Annotated in this window: 16 protein-coding genes; 9 read left to right on the top strand and 7 right to left on the bottom strand. The window is 70.1% G+C overall.

Annotated elements, in window-relative coordinates:
• Window position 1: 1 nt before the first annotated feature.
• Window positions 2-1,084: a 2-oxoacid:ferredoxin oxidoreductase subunit beta gene (locus tag DEJ47_RS22305; protein ID WP_150175796.1), complete on the top strand. Its 1,083-nt coding sequence runs from the start codon at window positions 2-4 to the stop codon at window positions 1,082-1,084.
• A gap of 46 nt (window positions 1,085-1,130) precedes the next feature.
• Here the strand turns inward: DEJ47_RS22305 and DEJ47_RS22300 are convergent, their stop codons facing one another.
• The gene (locus tag DEJ47_RS22300; RefSeq protein ID WP_150170999.1) at window positions 1,131-1,526 is read right to left on the bottom strand and encodes a winged helix-turn-helix transcriptional regulator; all 396 of its coding nucleotides are present in this window, start codon (window positions 1,524-1,526) and stop codon (window positions 1,131-1,133) included.
• Between the two features lie 101 nt (window positions 1,527-1,627).
• Between DEJ47_RS22300 and DEJ47_RS22295 the strand changes: the two genes are divergently transcribed.
• Both DEJ47_RS22295 and rarD read left to right on the top strand, forming a co-directional pair.
• Window positions 1,628-2,503 carry an SDR family oxidoreductase gene (locus DEJ47_RS22295; RefSeq protein WP_150170997.1) on the top strand — a complete coding sequence of 292 codons (876 nt, stop codon included), beginning with the start codon at window positions 1,628-1,630 and terminating at the stop codon, window positions 2,501-2,503.
• Window positions 2,504-2,672: 169 nt separating this feature from the next.
• Complete coding sequence (rarD, locus tag DEJ47_RS22290) at window positions 2,673-3,689, top strand: EamA family transporter RarD (RefSeq protein ID WP_150175795.1); 1,017 nt, start codon at window positions 2,673-2,675, stop codon at window positions 3,687-3,689.
• Window positions 3,690-3,695: 6 nt separating this feature from the next.
• On the opposite strand, the gene DEJ47_RS22285 is transcribed toward rarD, so the two are convergent.
• Window positions 3,696-4,775 carry a hypothetical protein gene (locus tag DEJ47_RS22285; RefSeq protein ID WP_150170995.1) on the bottom strand — a complete coding sequence of 360 codons (1,080 nt, stop codon included), beginning with the start codon at window positions 4,773-4,775 and terminating at the stop codon, window positions 3,696-3,698.
• Window positions 4,776-5,165: 390 nt separating this feature from the next.
• Between DEJ47_RS22285 and DEJ47_RS22280 the strand changes: the two genes are divergently transcribed.
• The 4 genes from DEJ47_RS22280 (at window position 5,166) to DEJ47_RS22265 (ending at window position 9,277) form a co-directional block, all read left to right on the top strand.
• Window positions 5,166-5,618, top strand: a complete 453-nt coding sequence (locus DEJ47_RS22280; protein ID WP_150170993.1) for a VOC family protein — start codon at window positions 5,166-5,168, stop codon at window positions 5,616-5,618.
• A 50-nt stretch (window positions 5,619-5,668) separates the two neighbouring features.
• A complete protein-coding gene (locus tag DEJ47_RS22275; protein ID WP_150170991.1) occupies window positions 5,669-7,255 on the top strand; it encodes a hypothetical protein in 1,587 nt (528 codons plus the stop codon).
• A gap of 237 nt (window positions 7,256-7,492) precedes the next feature.
• Window positions 7,493-8,494, top strand: a complete 1,002-nt coding sequence (locus DEJ47_RS22270) for a M28 family metallopeptidase (protein WP_150170989.1) — start codon at window positions 7,493-7,495, stop codon at window positions 8,492-8,494.
• Between the two features lie 189 nt (window positions 8,495-8,683).
• Window positions 8,684-9,277, top strand: a complete 594-nt coding sequence (locus tag DEJ47_RS22265; RefSeq protein WP_150170987.1) for a flavodoxin family protein — start codon at window positions 8,684-8,686, stop codon at window positions 9,275-9,277.
• Between the two features lie 90 nt (window positions 9,278-9,367).
• Here the strand turns inward: DEJ47_RS22265 and DEJ47_RS22260 are convergent, their stop codons facing one another.
• The 4 genes from DEJ47_RS22260 to DEJ47_RS22245 all read right to left on the bottom strand — a co-directional run bounded on the left by DEJ47_RS22260 (window position 9,368) and on the right by DEJ47_RS22245 (window position 13,982).
• Window positions 9,368-10,300, bottom strand: a complete 933-nt coding sequence (locus DEJ47_RS22260) for an ABC transporter permease (protein ID WP_150170985.1) — start codon at window positions 10,298-10,300, stop codon at window positions 9,368-9,370.
• Window positions 10,287-11,246: an ABC transporter ATP-binding protein gene (locus DEJ47_RS22255; protein ID WP_223828727.1), complete on the bottom strand. Its 960-nt coding sequence runs from the start codon at window positions 11,244-11,246 to the stop codon at window positions 10,287-10,289. The genes DEJ47_RS22260 and DEJ47_RS22255 overlap by 14 nt, the downstream gene beginning before the upstream one ends.
• A 207-nt stretch (window positions 11,247-11,453) precedes the next feature.
• Window positions 11,454-12,749 (bottom strand): LolA family protein, encoded by a 1,296-nt coding sequence (locus DEJ47_RS22250; protein WP_150170983.1) that lies wholly within the window; start codon window positions 12,747-12,749, stop codon window positions 11,454-11,456.
• Between the two features lie 222 nt (window positions 12,750-12,971).
• A complete protein-coding gene (locus DEJ47_RS22245) occupies window positions 12,972-13,982 on the bottom strand; it encodes a polyprenyl synthetase family protein (RefSeq protein WP_150170981.1) in 1,011 nt (336 codons plus the stop codon).
• 316 nt (window positions 13,983-14,298) lie between these two features.
• Here DEJ47_RS22245 and DEJ47_RS22240 point away from each other — a divergent pair, with 316 nt between their 5' ends.
• Window positions 14,299-15,813 carry a peptide MFS transporter gene (locus tag DEJ47_RS22240; protein ID WP_150170979.1) on the top strand — a complete coding sequence of 505 codons (1,515 nt, stop codon included), beginning with the start codon at window positions 14,299-14,301 and terminating at the stop codon, window positions 15,811-15,813.
• A gap of 28 nt (window positions 15,814-15,841) precedes the next feature.
• Window positions 15,842-17,833: a CocE/NonD family hydrolase gene (locus tag DEJ47_RS22235; RefSeq protein WP_150170977.1), complete on the top strand. Its 1,992-nt coding sequence runs from the start codon at window positions 15,842-15,844 to the stop codon at window positions 17,831-17,833.
• Window positions 17,834-17,848: 15 nt separating this feature from the next.
• Here DEJ47_RS22235 and DEJ47_RS22230 read toward each other — a convergent pair whose 3' ends face one another.
• A complete protein-coding gene (locus DEJ47_RS22230; RefSeq protein ID WP_150170975.1) occupies window positions 17,849-18,658 on the bottom strand; it encodes an HAD family hydrolase in 810 nt (269 codons plus the stop codon).
• Window positions 18,659-18,878 lie beyond the last annotated feature (220 nt).

Genomic DNA, 18,878 nt, shown 5'->3' with positions numbered 1-18,878 from the left:
CATGAAAACGGCCGGGCCGGAGGGGACCGGGAGCACGATCGAAGCGCTTTCCCTGGTGCCCAAGGCCGAGGCCCAGCAGTCCATGAAGGACTTCAAGTCCGACCAGGAGGTGCGCTGGTGCCCCGGCTGCGGTGACTACGCCGTGCTGGCCGCGGTGCAGAGCTTCATGCCGCAGCTGGGTCTGGCGAAGGAGAACATCGTCTTCGTCTCGGGCATCGGCTGCTCCTCCCGCTTCCCGTACTACATGAACACGTACGGGATGCACTCCATCCACGGCCGTGCCCCGGCCATCGCCACCGGCCTCGCGTCGTCGCGGCGGGATCTGAGCGTGTGGGTGGTCACCGGTGACGGCGACGCGCTGTCCATCGGCGGCAACCACCTGATCCACGCCCTGCGCCGCAACGTGAACCTGAAGATCTTGCTGTTCAACAACCGGATCTACGGCCTCACCAAGGGCCAGTACAGCCCCACGTCGGAAGTCGGCAAGATCACGAAGTCGACGCCGATGGGTTCCCTGGACGCACCCTTCAACCCGGTCTCGCTGGCCATCGGCGCCGAGGCGTCGTTCGTGGCGCGCACGGTGGACTCCGACCGCAAGCACCTCACCGAGGTGCTGCGCGAGGCCGCCGAACACCCCGGCACGGCGCTCGTGGAGATCTACCAGAACTGCAACATCTTCAACGACGGCGCCTTCGAGGTCCTCAAGGACAAGCAGCAGGCGGAGGAGGCGGTGATCCGTCTCGAGCACGGGCAGCCCATCCGCTTCGGCACCGAACGGTCGAAGGGTGTCGTACGTGACGCGGTGACCGGTGACCTCAAGGTCGTCGCCGTCACACCGGAGAACGAGGGCGACATCCTGGTCCACGACGCGCACTCCACGTCGCCGACCACGGCCTTCGCACTCTCCCGGCTCGCCGACCCGGACACGCTGCACCACACGCCGATCGGCGTCTTCCGCAACATCGAACGCCCGGTCTACGACACGCTCATGGCCGACCAGCTCGACACCGCCATCGAGCAGAACGGCAAGGGCGACCTGGCCGCGCTGCTCGCCGGCGGCGACACATGGACGGTCGTCGGCTAGTCCCGACCTTCCCACGTGCGAGGCCCGCGAGGCCCGGTCCTGACCCTCAGGACCGGGCCTCGTCGTATGCCTGCCGCGCCTTCTGGTCGTACGCCTCCCGTGCCTTCTGTACGTCGCCCATGCGCCGGTCGGTCCAGGCCGAGAGGGCCCTGACCTGCGCTGCCGCCTCGCGGCCGAGCGCCGTGAGGGAGTAGTCGACGCGGGGCGGGATGACCGGCTTGGCGTCGCGGTGCACGAGGCCGTCGCGCTCCAGGGTCTGCAATGTCTGCGCCAGCATCTTCTCGCTGACGCGGCCTATGTGCCGCCGCAGCTCGCTGAACCGGTACGAGCGCTCCTCCAGGGCGAGCAGGACGAGGACGCCCCACCGGCTCGTCACATGTTCCAGAACGAGCCGGTGGGGACACATGTCCTCACCGGCGACATTCCACGTGCTTACGTTCATGCTAGTACCTTACTTTGAAGTGGGTACTTTCGTAAAGTTAGCGCCCCTCCTAGAGTGAGTGGCAGATCGACTGAACCGCCACTCAACAGGAGATTCCAGACATGAGCATCGTCGTCACCGGAGCCACCGGAAACCTCGGCCGTCTCGTCATCGAGGGGCTGCTCGCCGCCCAGGTCCCCGCCGGGGACATCGCGGCCGTCGTACGCGACAAGAGCAAGGCCGCGGACCTCGCCGAGCGCGGCATCGAGCTGCGGATCGCCGACTACAACGCCCCGGAGACCCTGTCCGGCGTCTTCGCCGCAGGCGAGCGGGTACTGATGATCTCCGGCAGCGAGGTCGGGCAGCGCGTGCCGCAGCACCGCGCGATCGTCGACGCCGCGAGCACGGCGAACGTCGCGCTCCTCGCCTACACGAGCATCCTCGGCGGTCCCGACGCCGACTTCGAGTTGGCGGCCGAGCACAACGTCACCGAACAGCTCATCCTCGACTCCGGCCTGCCCTACACCTTCCTTCGCAACGGCTGGTACCACGAGAACTACACCGAGCACCTCGCCCCGGTCCTCGAGCACGGCGCCGTCGTCGCCTCCGCGGGCGAGGGCCGGGTCGCCTCCGCCTCCCGCGCCGACTACGCAGCGGCCGCCGTCGCCGTCCTGACCGGCGAGGGCCACGAGGGCCAGGTGTACGAACTGAGCGGCGACGTCGCGTGGAGCTTCGCCGAATACGCCGCGGAGATCGCCGCCCAGAGCGGCAAGGACATCTCGTACGCGAACGTTCCCGCCGAGCAGCACCTCGCCGTACTGACCGGCGCCGGCCTGCCGGAGCCGTTGGCCGCTGTCCTCGTCGATGTGGACGCGGGGATCGCGCGGGGCCGCCTGGCCCGGACGACCGGGGAGCTGGCGCGCCTGATCGGCCGCCCCACGACGCCGATGTCCGAGGCCATCGCGGCGGCGCTCGAAGGCCTGAACCGCCAGTCATGACTGTCTCCCGTTTACGGGCATGACAGGCGAGGGCTCGCGGCGCTACCTTCAGTGCGGCAGCAGTGGGACTGCCGTGCATCGAGGAGGAGCCGTGGACAGCGGAGCAGCCGGGAAGTCGGTAAAGAGCGAGCAGCGTGCCGGGCTGCTGAACGGCTTCGCCGCCTACGGGATGTGGGGCCTCGTCCCCCTCTTCTGGCCGCTCCTCAAACCGGCGGGCGCCGCGGAGATCCTCGCCCACCGGATGGCCTGGTCCCTCGTGGTGGTGGGCATCGCGCTGCTCTTCATACGTCGCTGGGACTGGGCGCGCGAGCTGCTCCGCCAGCCGCGCAGGCTGGGACTGGTGACGATCGCCGCGGCGGTCATCACCGTCAACTGGGGCGTCTACATCTGGTCCGTGAACTCCGGCCACGTCGTCGAAGCCTCCCTCGGCTACTTCATCAACCCGCTCGTCACCATCGCCATGGGCGTCCTGCTCCTCGGCGAGCGGCTGCGGCCGGTGCAGTGGGCGGCGGTCGGCGTCGGCTTCGCCGCGGTGCTCGTCCTCGCGTTCGGCTATGGCAGGCCGCCGTGGATCTCCCTCTGCCTCGCCTTCACCTTCGCGACGTACGGGCTGGTGAAGAAGAAGGTCAACCTCGGCGGCCTGGAGTCCCTCGCCGCCGAGACCGCCGTCCAGTTCCTGCCGGCCGTCGGCTACCTGGTGTGGCTCGCCACACAGGGCGACATCGTCTTCGGCACGGAGGGTGCGGGGCACGCGGCGCTGCTCGCGGCGACCGGCGTCGTGACCGCCGCGCCTTTGGTCTGCTTCGGAGCGGCGGCCATCCGTGTACCGCTCTCGACGCTGGGTCTCCTCCAATACCTCGCTCCCGTCTTCCAGTTCCTTCTCGGCATCCTGTACTTCCACGAGGCCATGCCCCCCGAGCGCTGGGCGGGCTTCGCCCTGGTCTGGCTCGCCCTCTCCCTCCTGACCTGGGACGCCCTCCGCACGGCCCGCCGCAACGCGTCCCGCCTCGCGGCGGCGCGGGTGGCGGCGACGGCGGCGGGTACGTCTTCGGCCACGGCAACCGCGACGGGGGCGACGGGGGCGACGGCGTCGGTGGTTGAGGCGGGAGGCACGCAGTCCGCTCCCACTCACCGCCCAGGACCTGAACTTGCGGGTGAAGCAACGGGAGACCGTGGCCGCCCGTGACGACGACTACACCGTGCGGGTCGTCGCGGGGGCGGGTACGGGGGTGGAGGCGGGGGTCTGGTTGGCTCCGGTCGGGGTGCGCTGCGCGCTGAGGAACGCGGATATCACCCAGAGCAGGGCCAGGTCGACGCCCAGCTCCACCACCGCGGCGAACTGGTCCATCGTGAACTTGAATATCTGGCCGATGAACATGTCCGCGAGCAATGCCGCCTGAAAGAGCCGGAAAGCCGTCGCCCGGTCGCTGCGCAGACGTATCAGCCCGATGATCCCCAGGACCGCCGAGACCACTTCGGTGAGCGCGACCGCGAGGTGGGCGCCCGGCTGGGGCTCCCGCGTCAGCTGTCCTGCGAAGAGGTCCACGGACATCCAGACGGAGAACAGCAGAGCTTCGGTCAGCAGGCAGAGCACGGCCAGAGCGAGCGCGATCCTGGTCCGCGCCAGCCATCGCAGTGCGCGTCCCACGCCGGATGCCCACCTCCGCCACCACGCGGGCGCCGCGGGCGGACGGTCCGGTGCGGCGGCGATCAGCCGTGCGAGTGCCGCGTCCACCTCACTGTCCGAGCCCTCGACGAGGCGCAGTGCCGCGCGGCGCTGCTCGGCGGTGAGCCCGTCGGCGACACCGGTCAACGCGAGGTCGGCGGCGTGCACGGAGCGCTGTCGCGCGTCGAGGCCGGTGCTCTGCGCGGCGCGGCGGCGTATGAGGTGGGTGAGGAGGAGCAGCAGTGCGAAGCTCAGGTAGATGATCCCGGCGGCCGGTTGGTAGAAGTAGCCCGGCTCGTCCGTGATCTGTTTGCCGACCTCGTCGATGAAGAGACCGAAGCCGATGCCGCCGACGACGGCGCCGGCGAGCCGGGCTCCTACGCCGAGGAAGCCGAGCGTGAGCAGGATCGCGGCCATCATCAGCAGCCCGCCCCACAGCATGTGGGCGATGTGCAGCGAGCTGTCGCCGCCCCCGCCCAGTTTGGGATAGCCCGCCTGGGCCAGGAAGGCACGGGTGATGAGGACCGTGGCGATGCCGGTCAGGGCGAAGAGGTTGACGTAGGTGGCCGCGTCCGCGACGCGCACGAGTGAGCGCCTGTGCCTCATGTTCCGCTCCCCCCTCCTGTCGTCATTCGTACTTCGCGATTCGCGGCCCCGGTTCTCGGCCCTCGGCTCGCGTTTGTCGGACCGCAGTTCTCGGTTCGCGGCCCTCGGTTCGCGCTCGTTGGATCGCGGTTCTCCGTTCTCAGCCCTCCTTTCTCGGCCCTCGGTTCGCGGCCATCGGTTCGCGGCCGCCATCCGCGGTCCGCCGTGCGAGTCCGGACTCCCGCGCAATTCCAGAGTGACGCCTGCCTCACCGCCGCACGATCCGGGATCACCCCGACCCACCCCGCAAACGCCCCTTAGGTGGCGGCAGTTCGGCGGCAGCAGGGCATCGACGACAGTTCATCGCGAAAGACGTGCAGGGGACCCGCGTAACCGCTATAACTGGTTACCATGACCACCTTGCACTGGAAGCTCGTCATCGACGCCGCCGACCCGCACGCCCAAGCCGCTTTCTGGGCGGAGACGTTGGGCTACGAGATCGAGGACAACAGCGCGCTGATCGAGCGCCTGCTCGGCCTCGGCGCCGCCCCCGAAGCCGCGACCCTCGAGTTCCGCGGCCGCCGTGCCTGGCGGGACCTGATCGCCGTCCGGCACCCCGACGACCCGTACGACGAGGCGAGCGGTACCGGTCTCGGCCGCCGGATCCTCTTCCAACGCGTGCCCGAGGCCAAGACCGGCAAGAACCGACTCCACATCGACGTGCACAGCGAGCCGGGGACCCGTGCGGACCAGGTGACCCGCCTTGAAGCGCTCGGCGCCACCGTGGAACGGCACGTCAAGGAGCCGGGAGGCGAGTGGGTGCTCATGACGGACCCGGAGGGGAACGAGTTCTGTGTGCACTGACACGCCGCCGCACAGGTGACCCCGGCACATCGGACCAGGAAGGCCGCCTCATGGCACCGCAGCCGCGCCCCCATCACCTCCTCCTGGGCGTCTGCGGTGCCTTCGCCGTGCTGTCCCTCGTCCTCGTACCGCTCACCCTGCCCCTCGGCTGGGACGAGACCGTCTACGCGAGCCACTTCTCGCCGTACGCCCCCGCCACTCCGTTCAGCGCGCCGCGCACGCGAGGCGTGCCGTTCCTCATCGCGCCGGTGGCCGCCTGGAGCGACTCCGTCGTGCTGCTCAGGGTGTGGCTGACGCTGCTCGCGACGACCGCTCTCTATGCGGGGTTCCGGCCCTGGCTGCGGTTCCTCGGCCGCCCTTCGGCGGCCGCGGTCGCCGCCGCGCTCTACGGCGGGCTGTGGTTCGTGCTGTTCTACGCCGGCGCGGCGATGCCCAACCACTACACCGCCATGGGCGCCGTCGGGGCGGTCGGACTCTTCCTGCGGTCACGTCAGTCCCCCGTGACCTGCGCCGGAGTCGTCGGCGGCCTCGCCCTGGCGATCCTGATGCGACCCAACGACGGTGTCGCCCTCGGCGCGCCTCTCCTGGCCGCCACGTTGCTGGTGCCGGACTGGCGGAGTTGGAGCCGCGTCCTCGCTGTGCTGGGTGGGCTCGCGGCAGGCGTGCTGCCGTGGATCGTCGAGGCGTACGTCCGGTTCGGCGGGGTCCGCGCCCGGCTGACGGAGGCCAGTGAAGTGCAGGGGGAGCTGCGTCCTCTGCTCTCCGTCGTCCACCACTTCACCGTCATGGACGGGCCGCTCCTCTGCCGCCCCTGCGACGGCGACACCGTCCGCCCACTCTCGGCGGAGTGGTGGCTCGTGCTGCCCTTGCTGGTGACAGTGGGGCTCTGGAGTGCGCGCGCCGGAAGTGGGGGCACGCGCGGTGGAGGGCGAAGAACGCGTGCCGCCAGTCCGGACACGCGTAGCGGAGGGCGAAGAACGCGGAGCAGTGGAGATCGCGGCACTCCCCACACGGCCCGCGACGCGCGCCGGGAGCACCAGGGTGGGCCACCCCAGTCCGGCACCACGACCCTCCGCGGGTGTCTGCTCGCCACGGTCGCCGCCCTGTCCGTCGCCCTCCCCTACCTCGCCCTCGTCCCCTACGCCGCCCCACGCTTCCTCGCCCCTGCACACGCCCTGCTGGCCCCGGTCGCCGCCCTCGGCGTACTCGCGCTCGTCGACGCCGTCCGTGCGTCCCGTCGGCCACGTATCGGCTTCGCCGCTCTGGGGCTGGCCCTCGCCGGGCATCTCGCCGTCCAACTCCCCCTCGCCCACGGCAACGCCAAGATCCAGGCGGGTGCCCGCGGCGACTGGGCCCGGGTCGCCGAAGTCCTGCACGAGCACGGCGTCGGAGGGAAACCCTCCACCCACGAAACCCCGCGGAACGGGGCGCCTCCCCCCTGCGTCCTGCGCGGCAACACCTCCGTCATTCCCGTCGCCTACGTAGCGGGCTGTTTCCCCGGCCGCGCCGGTGACGCACGCCGTCCCACCGCCCTGGTCATGCGCGAAGCGGAACCCCCGCCCTGGGCCCGCTCCTGGCCCCGCCACCGCGTACCCGACACGTACGCGCCAGGGTGGGTCGTCCACGTACGCCCGTAGAAAACTTGGGCAGCACGGGTCCGACACGAGCCGCACGGACAGACGTGCCCGACGAGGCTCCACGCACCCGGGCGCACGCTATCCGGAATCCCACGCCCGTTTTGCGGTCTTGACGTCACCTCAGTCCCACCAGCACCATCAGGCAACTCCGAACTCGTGCGCGACTCCCCCCACCCCCCAACCCACGCACAGTGCGCGCGAGTTCGTACGACAACCACGGAAACCGGAGCCCCCCACATGAAACTCTCCGTTCCCGGACGTACCGCCGCGGCCGCAGCCATAGCCGTCGCCGGACTCCTGACGACCACCGCGATATCCAACGCGGCACCCGCTCCGAAGGCGGCTGCCCCAAAGACGGATGTCCCGCAGACAGCTGCCCACAAGGCCACCTCCAAGGCAGCCGCCGCCCCCGACATCTCCGTCGACAACGTCAAGGCCCACCTCGCCGACCTCCAGTCCGTCGCGGACGCCAACGGCGGCAACAGGGCGCACGGCAGCGCCGGGTACAAGGCGTCCGTCGACCAGCTGAAGAAGAAGCTCGACGGAGCCGGATTCACCACCTCCGTCCAGGAGTTCACGGCAGGCGGCAAGACCGGCTACAACCTGATCGCCGACTGGCCCGGCGGTGACGACGGGCAGGTCGTCATGGCCGGCGCCCACCTCGACAGCGTCTCCGACGGACCCGGCATCAATGACAACGGATCCGGCTCGGCCGCCATCCTGGAGACCGCGCTCACGGTGGCCCGGGAGAAGTACCAGCCCAAGAAGCACCTGCGCTTCGCGTGGTGGGGCGCCGAGGAGATCGGAATGGTCGGCTCCTCGCACTACGTCGACAGCCTGGCCGGTGGCGACCGTTCAAAGATCAGCGCCTACCTGAACTTCGACATGCTCAGCTCCCCGAACGCGGGCTACTTCGTCTACGACGACGACCCCACGATCGAGAAGACCTTCAAGGACTACTACGCGGGCAAGAACGTCGCCACGGAGCCCGACGACGAGGGTGACGGACGCTCCGACCACGCGCCGTTCCAGCAGGCGGGCGTGCCGGTCGGCGGGCTGTTCAGCGGCGCCGAGACCACCAAGTCGGCCGAGCAGGCGGAGAAGTGGGGCGGGACGCCGGGAGAGGCGTTCGACAAGTGCTACCACTCGTCCTGCGACGGCGTGTCGAACATCGACGGGACCGCGCTCGACCGCAACACTGACGCGGTCGCGTACGCGGTGTGGGGACTGTCTTCATAGGCGCGGAGACTGTGGGTGCTGTAGCCCCTGATCGGGATATCCCCCTGAACCGCCGCAGCCCCTGACCGAGATATCCCCCTGGCCGCTGCAGCCTGCAGCCTGCAACCCACGAGCGAGATACCCCCTGGACCGCGTTGCTTGCGTGTGCATATAGTGCACGTGCAAGCACCTGCATCCAGGGGGATTTCCATGACCCGCAAGTTCCTCTTCGTCCTCGGCAGCGCACGCCCCGAGGGCAACTCCGAGATCCTGGCCCGCAAGGCGGCCGAGCAGCTCCCCTCCGACGTAGAGCAGCGCTGGCTGAACCTGGCGGATCTGCCCCTGCCCGACTTCGAGGACCGGCGCCACGACGACAGCCGCCCCCGGGCACGCCCCCGCCCCGTCGGCGACAACGAAGCGGAGCTTCTGGACGCCACTCTGGAGGCCACGGACATCGTCATCGTGTCGCCCCTGTACTGGTACTCCCTCTCGGCCACCGTGAAGCGTTACCTCGACTACTGGGACGCATGGCTGGAGACTCCTGAGGTCGCCTTCCAGGACACCCTCAAGGGCCGCACCCTGTGGGGCGTCACTGCACTCGCGCACCGTGAGGAGGAGGTCGCCGAGCCGCTGATCGGCACGCTCCGCAACACGGCCGCCTTCTTCCCCATGCACTTCGGCGGCGTCCTGCTGGGCAACGGCACCAGGCCCGGCCACGTCCTGGAGGACGCCGAGGCCCTGGCGCGCGCCAAGACCTTCTTCGCCCAGGAGCCGCCGCTGGCCCGCTACCCCTACGACAGCTGAGGCGAACGGGGACCTCTACGCCACCACGCGCCTGCGCCCCCGCGCCTGGGACTCCCTCACCTGCGATGCCACGTCCTACGCCATCACGTCCTACGCCATGACGTCCTTCGCCCCGAACCGTGCCCACGCGGCCGAGCCGAACACGGCCGCGTACAGCCCCTGCATCTGCAGGTTCTTGATGATGTCGTCCCAGTAGACGGGCTCACGCATCAGATCGGCGAAGGACAGCCAGTAGTGCGAGAAGAAGTACGGGTGGAGGGCGTGGAGCTGCGGGATCTGGTCCAGGATCTGGACCGTGATCAGCAGGCCGACGGTCGTCGCCATGGCGGCGATGCCGCTGCTCGTGAGCGTCGACACGAACAGCCCGAGCGCCGCCACCCCGATCAGTGACACGGCGACCACCAAGGCGATCATCAGGGCTCTCAGCAGCCCTTCACCGAAGCTCATACGGGTGCCGGAGATCGTGGTGACCTCGCCGAGCGGGAAGAGCAGCGCACCGGTCGCGAGCGCGGACGCGGCCACGACCAGAGTCGCGACCAGGCAGAACGTCAGCGTGGTCGCGTACTTCACGAGGAGCAGCCGGGTCCGCCCCGCGGGCGCGACGAGCAGGTAGCGCAGCGTGCCCGCGCTGGCCTCACCCGCGACCGCGTCCCCCGCGACGACACCGATCGCCATCGGCAGGAAGACCGGCAGGGTCGCGGCGAGGGCCGTGAAGACCAGGAACAGGCCGTTGTTGGTGATCTGTGCGATGAAAGCGGGCCCGCCTTCCTCACCGCCTCCGCCGATCGTGGAGCCGTCGCTGGTCTCGATCTTGACAGCGATGCCGACGAGGATCGGCACGGCGGCCAGCACGCCGAGCAGTGCGAGGGTCCGCCAGCGGCGGAAGGTGATCCCCAGCTCGCTGCGGAACAGGCCGAGCGTCCAGATCCACCGCGTCTCCCGCCCGGCACCCGCCGACGCCGGGTCGGAGGTGCTCTCGCCTTCCGTGACCCCGGCCGCCTCGACCGTCTCAGCCCGCGACATCGAACCCCTCCCCCGTCAGTGCCACAAACGCATCCTCGAGAGAGGCCCGTTCGAGTCCGAAGCCGCGGACGCGTACGCCCGCACCGACCAGTGCCGCGTTCAACTCGGCCAGCTCCATTTCCTGGCCGGACCCGTCCTGAGCCGGTGGTTCGCCCGTGACGCGGTCGTCCGACACGACGAGGTCCGTCACGCCGTGCTCCTTCAGGACGCGCGCCGCGTCGCCTGCGTCCGGTGTCGTCACGACGAGCCTGCCGCGCGCACCGGCCGCGAGCTCCGCGACAGGACCCTGCGTGATGAGGCGGCCCCGCGTCATCACGGCCGCGTGCGTGCAGACCTGTTCGATCTCGTCGAGGAGGTGCGAGGAGAGGAAGACGGTCGTGCCCTCGGCCGCCAGCTCCCGCACCAGGGTGCGGATCTCGCGCATGCCCTGCGGGTCGAGGCCGTTCGTCGGTTCGTCGAGGACGAGGAGCCTGCGCGGCTGGAGCAGCGCCGCCGCGAGCCCGAGCCGCTGCTTCATACCGAGGGAGTACGCCTTCGCCTTCTTGCCGGCGGCCGCGGTGAGCCCGACCCGGTCCAGTGCCGCCTCGGCCCGTGCGCGGCGCGTCCGCGGGTCGGCGGTCGGGTCCGCGGAGTCGTACCGCAGGAGGTTGTCGCGGCCCGACAGAAAGCCGTACAGGGCGGGTCCCTCGATGAGCGCCCCTACGTGCGGCAGCACACTGCGCGTGGAGCGTGGCATGGGGCGGCCGAGGACCTGGGCGCGGCCGGAGGTCGGCTCGATGAGGCCCATCAGCATGCGGATCGTGGTGGTCTTGCCCGAGCCGTTCGGCCCGAGGAAACCGAAAACGCTGCCTACGGGGATGGTGAGGTCGAGCCGGTCGACAGCGAGGTGCTTTCCGTACCGCTTGGTCAGCGCGTGCGTCTCGATGACGTGCTCCACGGAGCCCACCGCACCCGCCGAGCCCGCTGCACCCGCCGGGCGCGCGCGCTCCACCGAGCCCACCGCACCCACCGAGCTGCCGTTGGTACCCGGCACGTTGCCTCCCTCTTGCCCACGTGCGACGAGACGGACGGAAGGTGCCCCGGCATGCGCCGACAGGCACCTTCCATCCGCCGTTCCCTACGTCAACGCGCGAGACGTGCCGCGCGTGCCGCATCAGTGCGCGTCGTTCGCCGCCTTTACCAGCGCGTCCTTCGTGACCGCTCCTACGTAGACGGTGCCGTCGTCGGTGACGAGGGCGTTGATGAGTCGGGTCGAGAAGACCGTGCCGGAGCCGAACTTGCCGTCGACCTGGTCACCCAGCGAGTCAAGGAGCTTCTGCGCGTCCGGCGGGACATCGCCCGAACCGGCCGTCGGGAGGCCCTGGCCGCCCGGCAGCTTCAGCTCGGCGATGGTGCTCCAGCCCTCACCGATGATCCTCGGCTCGTTGAGGTCGCCCTTGTCGAACTCCTGACCGTCCTTGCCGCCCTTGTCCCGGAAGTCGCGGCCTTCCTTGCCGTGCTCGTCGGCCTCGGTGACCTTCGTGCCCTTCGGGGGCGTGAAGTCGAAGGTGGACGCCGACGGCTTGTCGAAGTCGACCTTCGTGAAGCCCGCGTCGACGACGGCCGCGCCTCCGGAGGCGGGGGTCAGAGTGAACTTGAGCGGTGTGCCGGTCTTCTCGTCCACCGCGACCGTGATCTGGCCGACCGTCGAGCCGGACTGCTTCGGCTTGATCACCAGCCGGTACGCGTCACGGCCGGCGACCTGTGCGGTGCCGTCGACCTTCACGGACGTGGTGTCGTCGACCGCCTTCAGAGCCTGCTCGGCAAAGTCCGCGGGGGTGGCGGGAAGCTCACCGTCGTGCCCCTTGAGCCCGCCCTTGTCGCCCTTCTCCGAAGAAGAGCCCTTCTCCGAAGAGGACCCCTTCTCTGAAGAGGCGCCCTTCTCCGTGGCGTGATACGCCTCGTTCGACGCGCTGTCGTACGCCCACACCTCGTCGCCGTCGTGGATCACGCTGTACTCGGAGGCGTCCCCGAGGACGGACACCTTCTGCTTGTCGGGGCCGTCGGCCGCGACGCGCAGCGTGTGCGTGCCGGACGCCAGCTCCATCAGCTTGCTCTTGGGGTCGGCCGCCGAGCCCTTGTCCTCGCCGTCCTCGCCCCGGTCCGCACCGCCGCCTCCGCCGAAGCCGCCCGCCATGCCGCCCATCGACGGCAGTCCCAGGTCGGTGCTGATCTTGACGTTGCCGGACAGCTGCTGCGTGTCCGACGCGGCGATCTTCTCGATGAGTTCCTGCGCGGTGACCTTCGGCAGGTCCGGGTCGCCCGACGTGGCGAGCGCCGGGACGAGCCCGATGGTCGCCGCCGCCACCCCCGCCACCGCGATCGGGACGGCGTAACGGGCCGCCTTGCGGCGTCCTGCGCGCAGCTCCCCGGCCTCGCTGGTGTCCTTCTCCGGTTCGTACGGTGCCATTGTCTGCCTTACCTCCGTGGTCGGCGGCGGCCTTACCTGTACGTGCCTGCGTCCACCCTGTGCCGCCATTCTCACCCGAATTGGTCAGGAGTGGTTGTTCTCGCTGGACTCCATCCGACCAAATCGGCCAACGAGAAGCGTCAGACCCCGGGGGCAACTCCACGTACTGCCACGGGATGACATGAAACGGCGGCACCTCCCCCATCCCGTAGGGGATCGGGCTCAGCCCGCCCGGTGCACGACCAGGTCGCAGAGCTCCAGCAGGGACGCCTTGGCGTCGCCCTCCGGCAGCGGCCCCAGGGCGGCGCGTGCGCCCTCCGCGTAGCACACGGTGTCCCTGCGGGCGTCCTCCAGCGCGGGGTGCGCACGCAGCCTGTGGAGGGCCTCCGCGTGCCGTGCGTCGTCCGTGAGGTCGGAGTCGAGGAGCTCGCACAGGGCGATGTCCTCGGCGAGACCGAGCCGCGCGGCCCGCTCGCGCAGCCTCAGGACCGGCAGCGTGGGGATGCCCTCGCGCAGGTCGGTGCCGGGCGTCTTGCCGGACTCGTGCGAGTCGGAGGCGATGTCGAGCACGTCGTCGGCGAGCTGGAAGGCGACGCCGAGCCGCTCCCCGTACTGGGTGAGGACGTCGACGACGGTCTCGTCGGCGCCGGACATCATCGCGCCGAACCGGCAGGCCACCGCGACCAGGGAGCCGGTCTTGCCCCTGAGCACGTCCAGGTAGTGGTCGACCGGGTCGCGGCCCTCCGCGGGGCCCGCGGTCTCCAGGATCTGGCCGGTGACCAGGCGTTCGAACGCCTCGGCCTGGATGCGGACGGCCTCGGGGCCGAGGTCGGCCAGGATGTAGGAGGCGCGGGCGAAGAGGAAGTCGCCGGTCAGGACGGCGACGGAGTTGCCCCAGCGCTGGTTGGCGCTGGCGACGCCGCGGCGTACGTCCGCCTCGTCCATGACGTCGTCGTGGTACAGCGTCGCGAGGTGCGTCAGCTCGACGACAACGGCGGAGGGCACCACACGCGGCGCGTAGGGGTCACCGAACTGGGCAGCGAGCATCACGAGCAGCGGACGGAAACGCTTGCCCCCGGCACGGACGAGGTGCTGGGCGGCTTCGGTGATGAAGGGCACCTCACTCTTGGTGGCTTCGAGCAGTCCCTCCTCGACAGCCGCCAATCCGACCTGGACATCGGCTTCGAGAGCCTGGTCCCGCACGCTCAGCCCGAAAGGCCCGACGACGGTCACGAGAGGTTCTCCTGTCTGCTGACGATCACACGGCCAACTCGGTCGATCATTGGTTCTCGTTCGATGACACGGGTTTGTCGATGTGTCGCTGCCATCACTCAAGTCAGCGTATCCGGTCGACTTTCGATCACGGCGAGCACCTGCCCGCCCGTCGCACGTCGCGGCCCAGGTCGGCACGGTGCACCGGCCTCCGCGGCCCGCTCGGCAGACCAGCCCGCGCGGTGGCCGAAGGTCACCGGTATGTTCTTGATCAGCCCATACGACCGACAAGCCCGTCCCGCACCACAACCACCGTAACGATCGGGAGCAGCCCCCTTTGTCCCGTACTACGGCCGAGTACGAGCCGCCTGCCGAGCCGCCCGGTGACCCAGCGCCGGGCGACGACCACGCCTTCTTCGGGCAGCCGCGCGGCCTGCTCACGCTCTCGGGCCTGGAGGTCTGGGAGCGTTTCTCGTTCCTCGGCATGCAGGCCATCCTGGTCCTCTACTTCGCCGACGCCGTCACGAACGACGGCATGGGGATGGATGCCGGGACGGCCGCGTCGGTATCAGCGGCGTACGGCACTCTGGTCTACCTCGTCTCCGTGGCCGGCGGCTGGCTCGCCGACCGCATCCTCGGCTCGTACCGGGCGGTGCTGTGGGGCGGCGTCCTCATCGCCTGCGGGCACTACTCGATGGCCGTGCCGACGGCGACGATGACCTGGGTGGGCCTCGGCCTCATCAGCGCGGGCACCGGATTGCTCAAGCCGAACGTCGCCTCCATGGTCGGCAAGCTCTACCGCACCGAGGACCAGCGGCGCGACGCCGGCTTCGCGCTGTACTACATGGCGATCAACGTGGGCGCCTTCGCGGGCCCGCTGATCACCGGCTGGCTCGGCGACCACAAGGGCTGGCACTGGGGCTTCTCGGCGGCCGCGATCGGCATGACCTTCGGTCTCGTCCAGTACGTCCTGGGACGGCGCCACCTCGCCGGACGGAAGGCCTCCGCCGAGTTCGCGCTCCCCAGGGACGCGATGCGCCGGGCCGTCCTCATGATCGTCGCCGGCTGCCTCGTGGCCGCCGCCCTCGCGGGGCTGCTCGCCGCCGTGGGCTGGCTGACCATGGACCGCTTCGTCGACCTGCTCACCCTCATCTCGGTGATCGCGCCGGTCATCTACTTCGCGGTGATGTTCCGCAGCCCGCGCGTCACGGGTGACGAACGGCGCAGACTGCGCCCCTACGTAGTCCTCTTCGCCGCCTCCGTGGTCTTCAACTTCATCCTCTTCCAGGCGTACTCGACGATGATGCTCCTCGCCGCGTCGAACGCGGAGACATCGATCCTCGGATACCACTTCCCCGCCAGCTGGTACGCGTCCGCGCTCGGCGCCTTCGAGGTGGCCCTCGCGCCGGTCGTCGCCGCCGTCTGGGCGCGGATGGGACCCCGCCAGCCGCACGCGTCCAACAAGATCGCGTTCGGCGTGATCCTGGGCGGCCTGTCGTTCCTCCTCATGGTGCTGCCCACCTCGGGGCACGCCGACGACACGTACAAGATGGCGGCCTGGTGGATCGTCGGCTCGTACCTGCTGCTCGGGCTCGGCGACGTCCTCCTGGAGACGTCCGGGATGTCGGCGACGACGAAGCTCGCCCCCAAGGCCTTCGCCAGCCAGACCATGGCGCTGTGGTTCCTCTCCCTCGCGCTCGCCAACGGCATCCAGGCGCAGGTCGTGAAGGTCTACGGAGAGGTCTCCCATCCCGCGTACTTCGGCGTGAACGGCGCCGTCGCCGTGGTCGCGGGCATCGCCGTGATCGCCCTGGCGCCGTGGCTGCGCCGCACCATGCACCCCGTCCACTGAGGACACCCCGTCCACTGAGGTTCCACTCATGCAGATCCGCGACTCCTACCCGTACGAGACGACCCGCGAGGACTTCCGCGTACCCCTCGCCGACGGGACCACGCTCTACGCGCGCGTGTGGCGCCCCGTGACCGACGAACCCGTGCCCGTGCTCCTCGAGTACCTCCCGTACCGACTCAGCGACTGGACGGCGCCGCGGGACTGGCAGCGGCACCCCTGGTACGCGGGCCACGGCTACGCCTCCGTGCGGGTCGACGTCCGCGGGCACGGCAACAGCGAGGGCCTGCCCACCGACGAGTACTCGGCGCAGGAGCTGGCCGACGGCGTGGAGGTGGTGAACTGGCTGGCCGCCCAGGAGTGGTCGACCGGCAAGGTCGGCATGTTCGGCATCTCCTGGGGCGGTTTCAACTCCCTGCAGATCGCGGCGCTCGCCCCCGAGCCGCTCAAGGCGATCGTCACGGTCTGTTCGGCCGACGACCGCTACGACAACGACGTGCACTACATGGGCGGGTCCGTTCTCGCGGTGGACATGCACGCGTGGGCGGCGACCATGCTGGCCTTCGTCTCGCGTCCGCCGGACCCGCACTTCGTGGGCGACGCCTGGCGCGACATGTGGCTGACGCGCCTCGCGGCCGTGGAGCCCTTCATCCACACCTGGCTGGACCACCAGACCCGGGACGACTACTGGCGGCACGGCAGCGTCTGCGAGGACTACTCCGCGATCGGCGCCGCGGTCCTCGCGGTGGGCGGCTGGCACGACCCGTACCGCGACACAGTCCTGCGCCTCGTCGAGCACCTCCCCGACGACAGGGTGCGCGGCCTCATCGGTCCCTGGTCGCACCAGTACCCGGACCGCGGGCTGCCCCCGGGACCCTCCATCGGTTTCCTCCAGGAGACCCTGCGCTGGTGGGACCACCACCTCAAAGGCATCGACTCCGGAGTGATGGCCGAGCCGAAGCTGCGCTCCTGGATCAGCGATTCCCACCCGCCGGCGACGGTCTACCGGGAGCTGTCCGGCGGCTGGGTGGGCGACCCCTCCTGGCCGTCCCCGAACGTCACCCCCGTCCCGTACGCCCTCCAGGGCACCCCCGTAGTCGTCGCCTCCCCCCAGCACACGGGCCTGGACGCGGGCCGCTACTTCCCCTTCGGCAACGACGCGGACCTGCCGCCGGACCAGCGGGACGAGGACGCGAAGTCGGCGTGCTTCGAGTTCGAGGTGCCCGCGCGGGTACGCATCCTGGGGCGCCCCAAGGTGACCCTGCGGCTGCGGATGGACGTGCCGTACGGCCAGGCCGTCGCACGACTCTGTGACGTCGCGCCGGACGGCTCGTCCACCCTCGTCACCCGGGGTGTCCTGAACCTCTCCGCACGGAACGGCAGGGACCGCGCGGACGCCTGGCCCCTCGGCGCCACCGAGGACGTCACGTTCGAGCTGAACGGCATCGGCCACACCTTCCCGCCGGGCCACCGCATCCGGCTCGCCGTGTCCTCGGCCTACTGGCCCTGGATCTGGCCGCAGGCCGACTCGGTGGGCTTCACCCTGGAGCCCGTCGGCAGCACCCTGGAACTTCCGGTTCGAGACGGCGACTTGGACCCGTCGATCACCTTCGCACCCGCCGAGCAGTCGGAGCCGCTGGGCGTGGTGTATCCGGCGACCCTGGACGAGCAGCGGCCCGAGCGCCTGGTCGTACGCGATGTCGCCAAGGGCGAGTGGCGGCTCGAGGTCGACCCGCGGTACGGCGGCACGCGCGTGTACCCCGATGGGCTGGAGTTCACCGAGGACGCCCTGGAGACGTACACGATCCAGGAGGGCGACCCGCTGAGCGCCCGCACCCGCTCGGACTGGACGATCCGACTGCACCGGCCCGACCTCGGCTGGGACACGCGCGTGGAGACACGTTCGGAGATCACCTGCGACGCGGCGGACTTCATCACGTCGAACGAGGTGGTGTGCAAGGACGGTGACGAGATCGTCTTTCACCGCACCTGGGAGAAGCGGATCCGGCGGACGGCCGGCTAGAGCCTTCGTAAGACGTCAGAACCCCATGAGACGTTCGAGGACGACGGCGATGCCGTCGTCCTCGTTCGAGAGGGTCAACTCATCGGCCACCGATTTCAGTTCCCCGTGGGCATTGGCCATGGCCACGCCGTGCGCGGCCCACAGGAACATGGGGATGTCGTTGGGCATGTCCCCGAAGGCGATCGTGTCGGCGGCCGTCAGTCCGAGCCGCTCGGCGGCCAGCGCGAGCCCGGTCGCCTTGGTCACCCCGCACGGCTGGAGCTCCACCGTGCCCGGCCCTGACATGGTCACCGACGCCAGCGAGCCCGCCGCGCCCCGCGCCACCGCCGCCAACTCGTCGTCGGCCAGCGTCGGATGGCGCAGCAGCACCTTGCTGATGGGCTCCTCCCACAGCACGTCCCGCCCAGGCACCCGCACCGCGGGCAGCGTGGGGTGCGGCATCTCGTACCCCGGCTCGATGAGCGTGAGGCCCTCCACGCCGTCCTGGTCCACGGCCGCGTGGACCTGCCCGACCTCTGCCTCGATCTTTCCGAGCGCGACTTCGGCGAGCTCGCGGTCGAGCGTCACCGACCACTCCATCCGGTGCGCGCCCGCGTCGTACAGCTGGGCTCCTTGACCGCACACGGCCAGGCCGTCGTACCCGAGTGCGTCGAAGAGCGGCCGCACGCGTGGGGCCGGACGGCCTGTCACCACGAGGTGCCGGGCGCCCGCCCCGCCGGCGGCGGCCAGCGCCCGCCGCGACCGGTCCGAGACCGTGTCGTCGCCGCGCAGCAGCGTCCCGTCCAGGTCAGTGGCGATGAGTGCATATGCGAGGGAGGCGGACATGATCCAGAGAATACGGATCCTGGGCCCGGCCGGAAGCTGCTTGGCAAGGTGCGCATACGGGCGGGTGAGCCCGGACCGTATCCGGTGCCCGCCGGTTCACCGAAAAGTGGAGGATTACATTCCGGCATGCCTCGTTCCGACTATGCCGCGCCGCCCGTGCCGGGTAGTCATATGCGAGCGCCAAGTGCGCCGCACACGAGGTGGAATCGAAGGGTTCAGC

This window comes from Streptomyces venezuelae (assembly GCF_008642355.1).
Lineage (GTDB): Bacteria > Actinomycetota > Actinomycetes > Streptomycetales > Streptomycetaceae > Streptomyces > Streptomyces venezuelae_B.
This window is presented reverse-complemented; position numbering and strand designations above follow the sequence as displayed.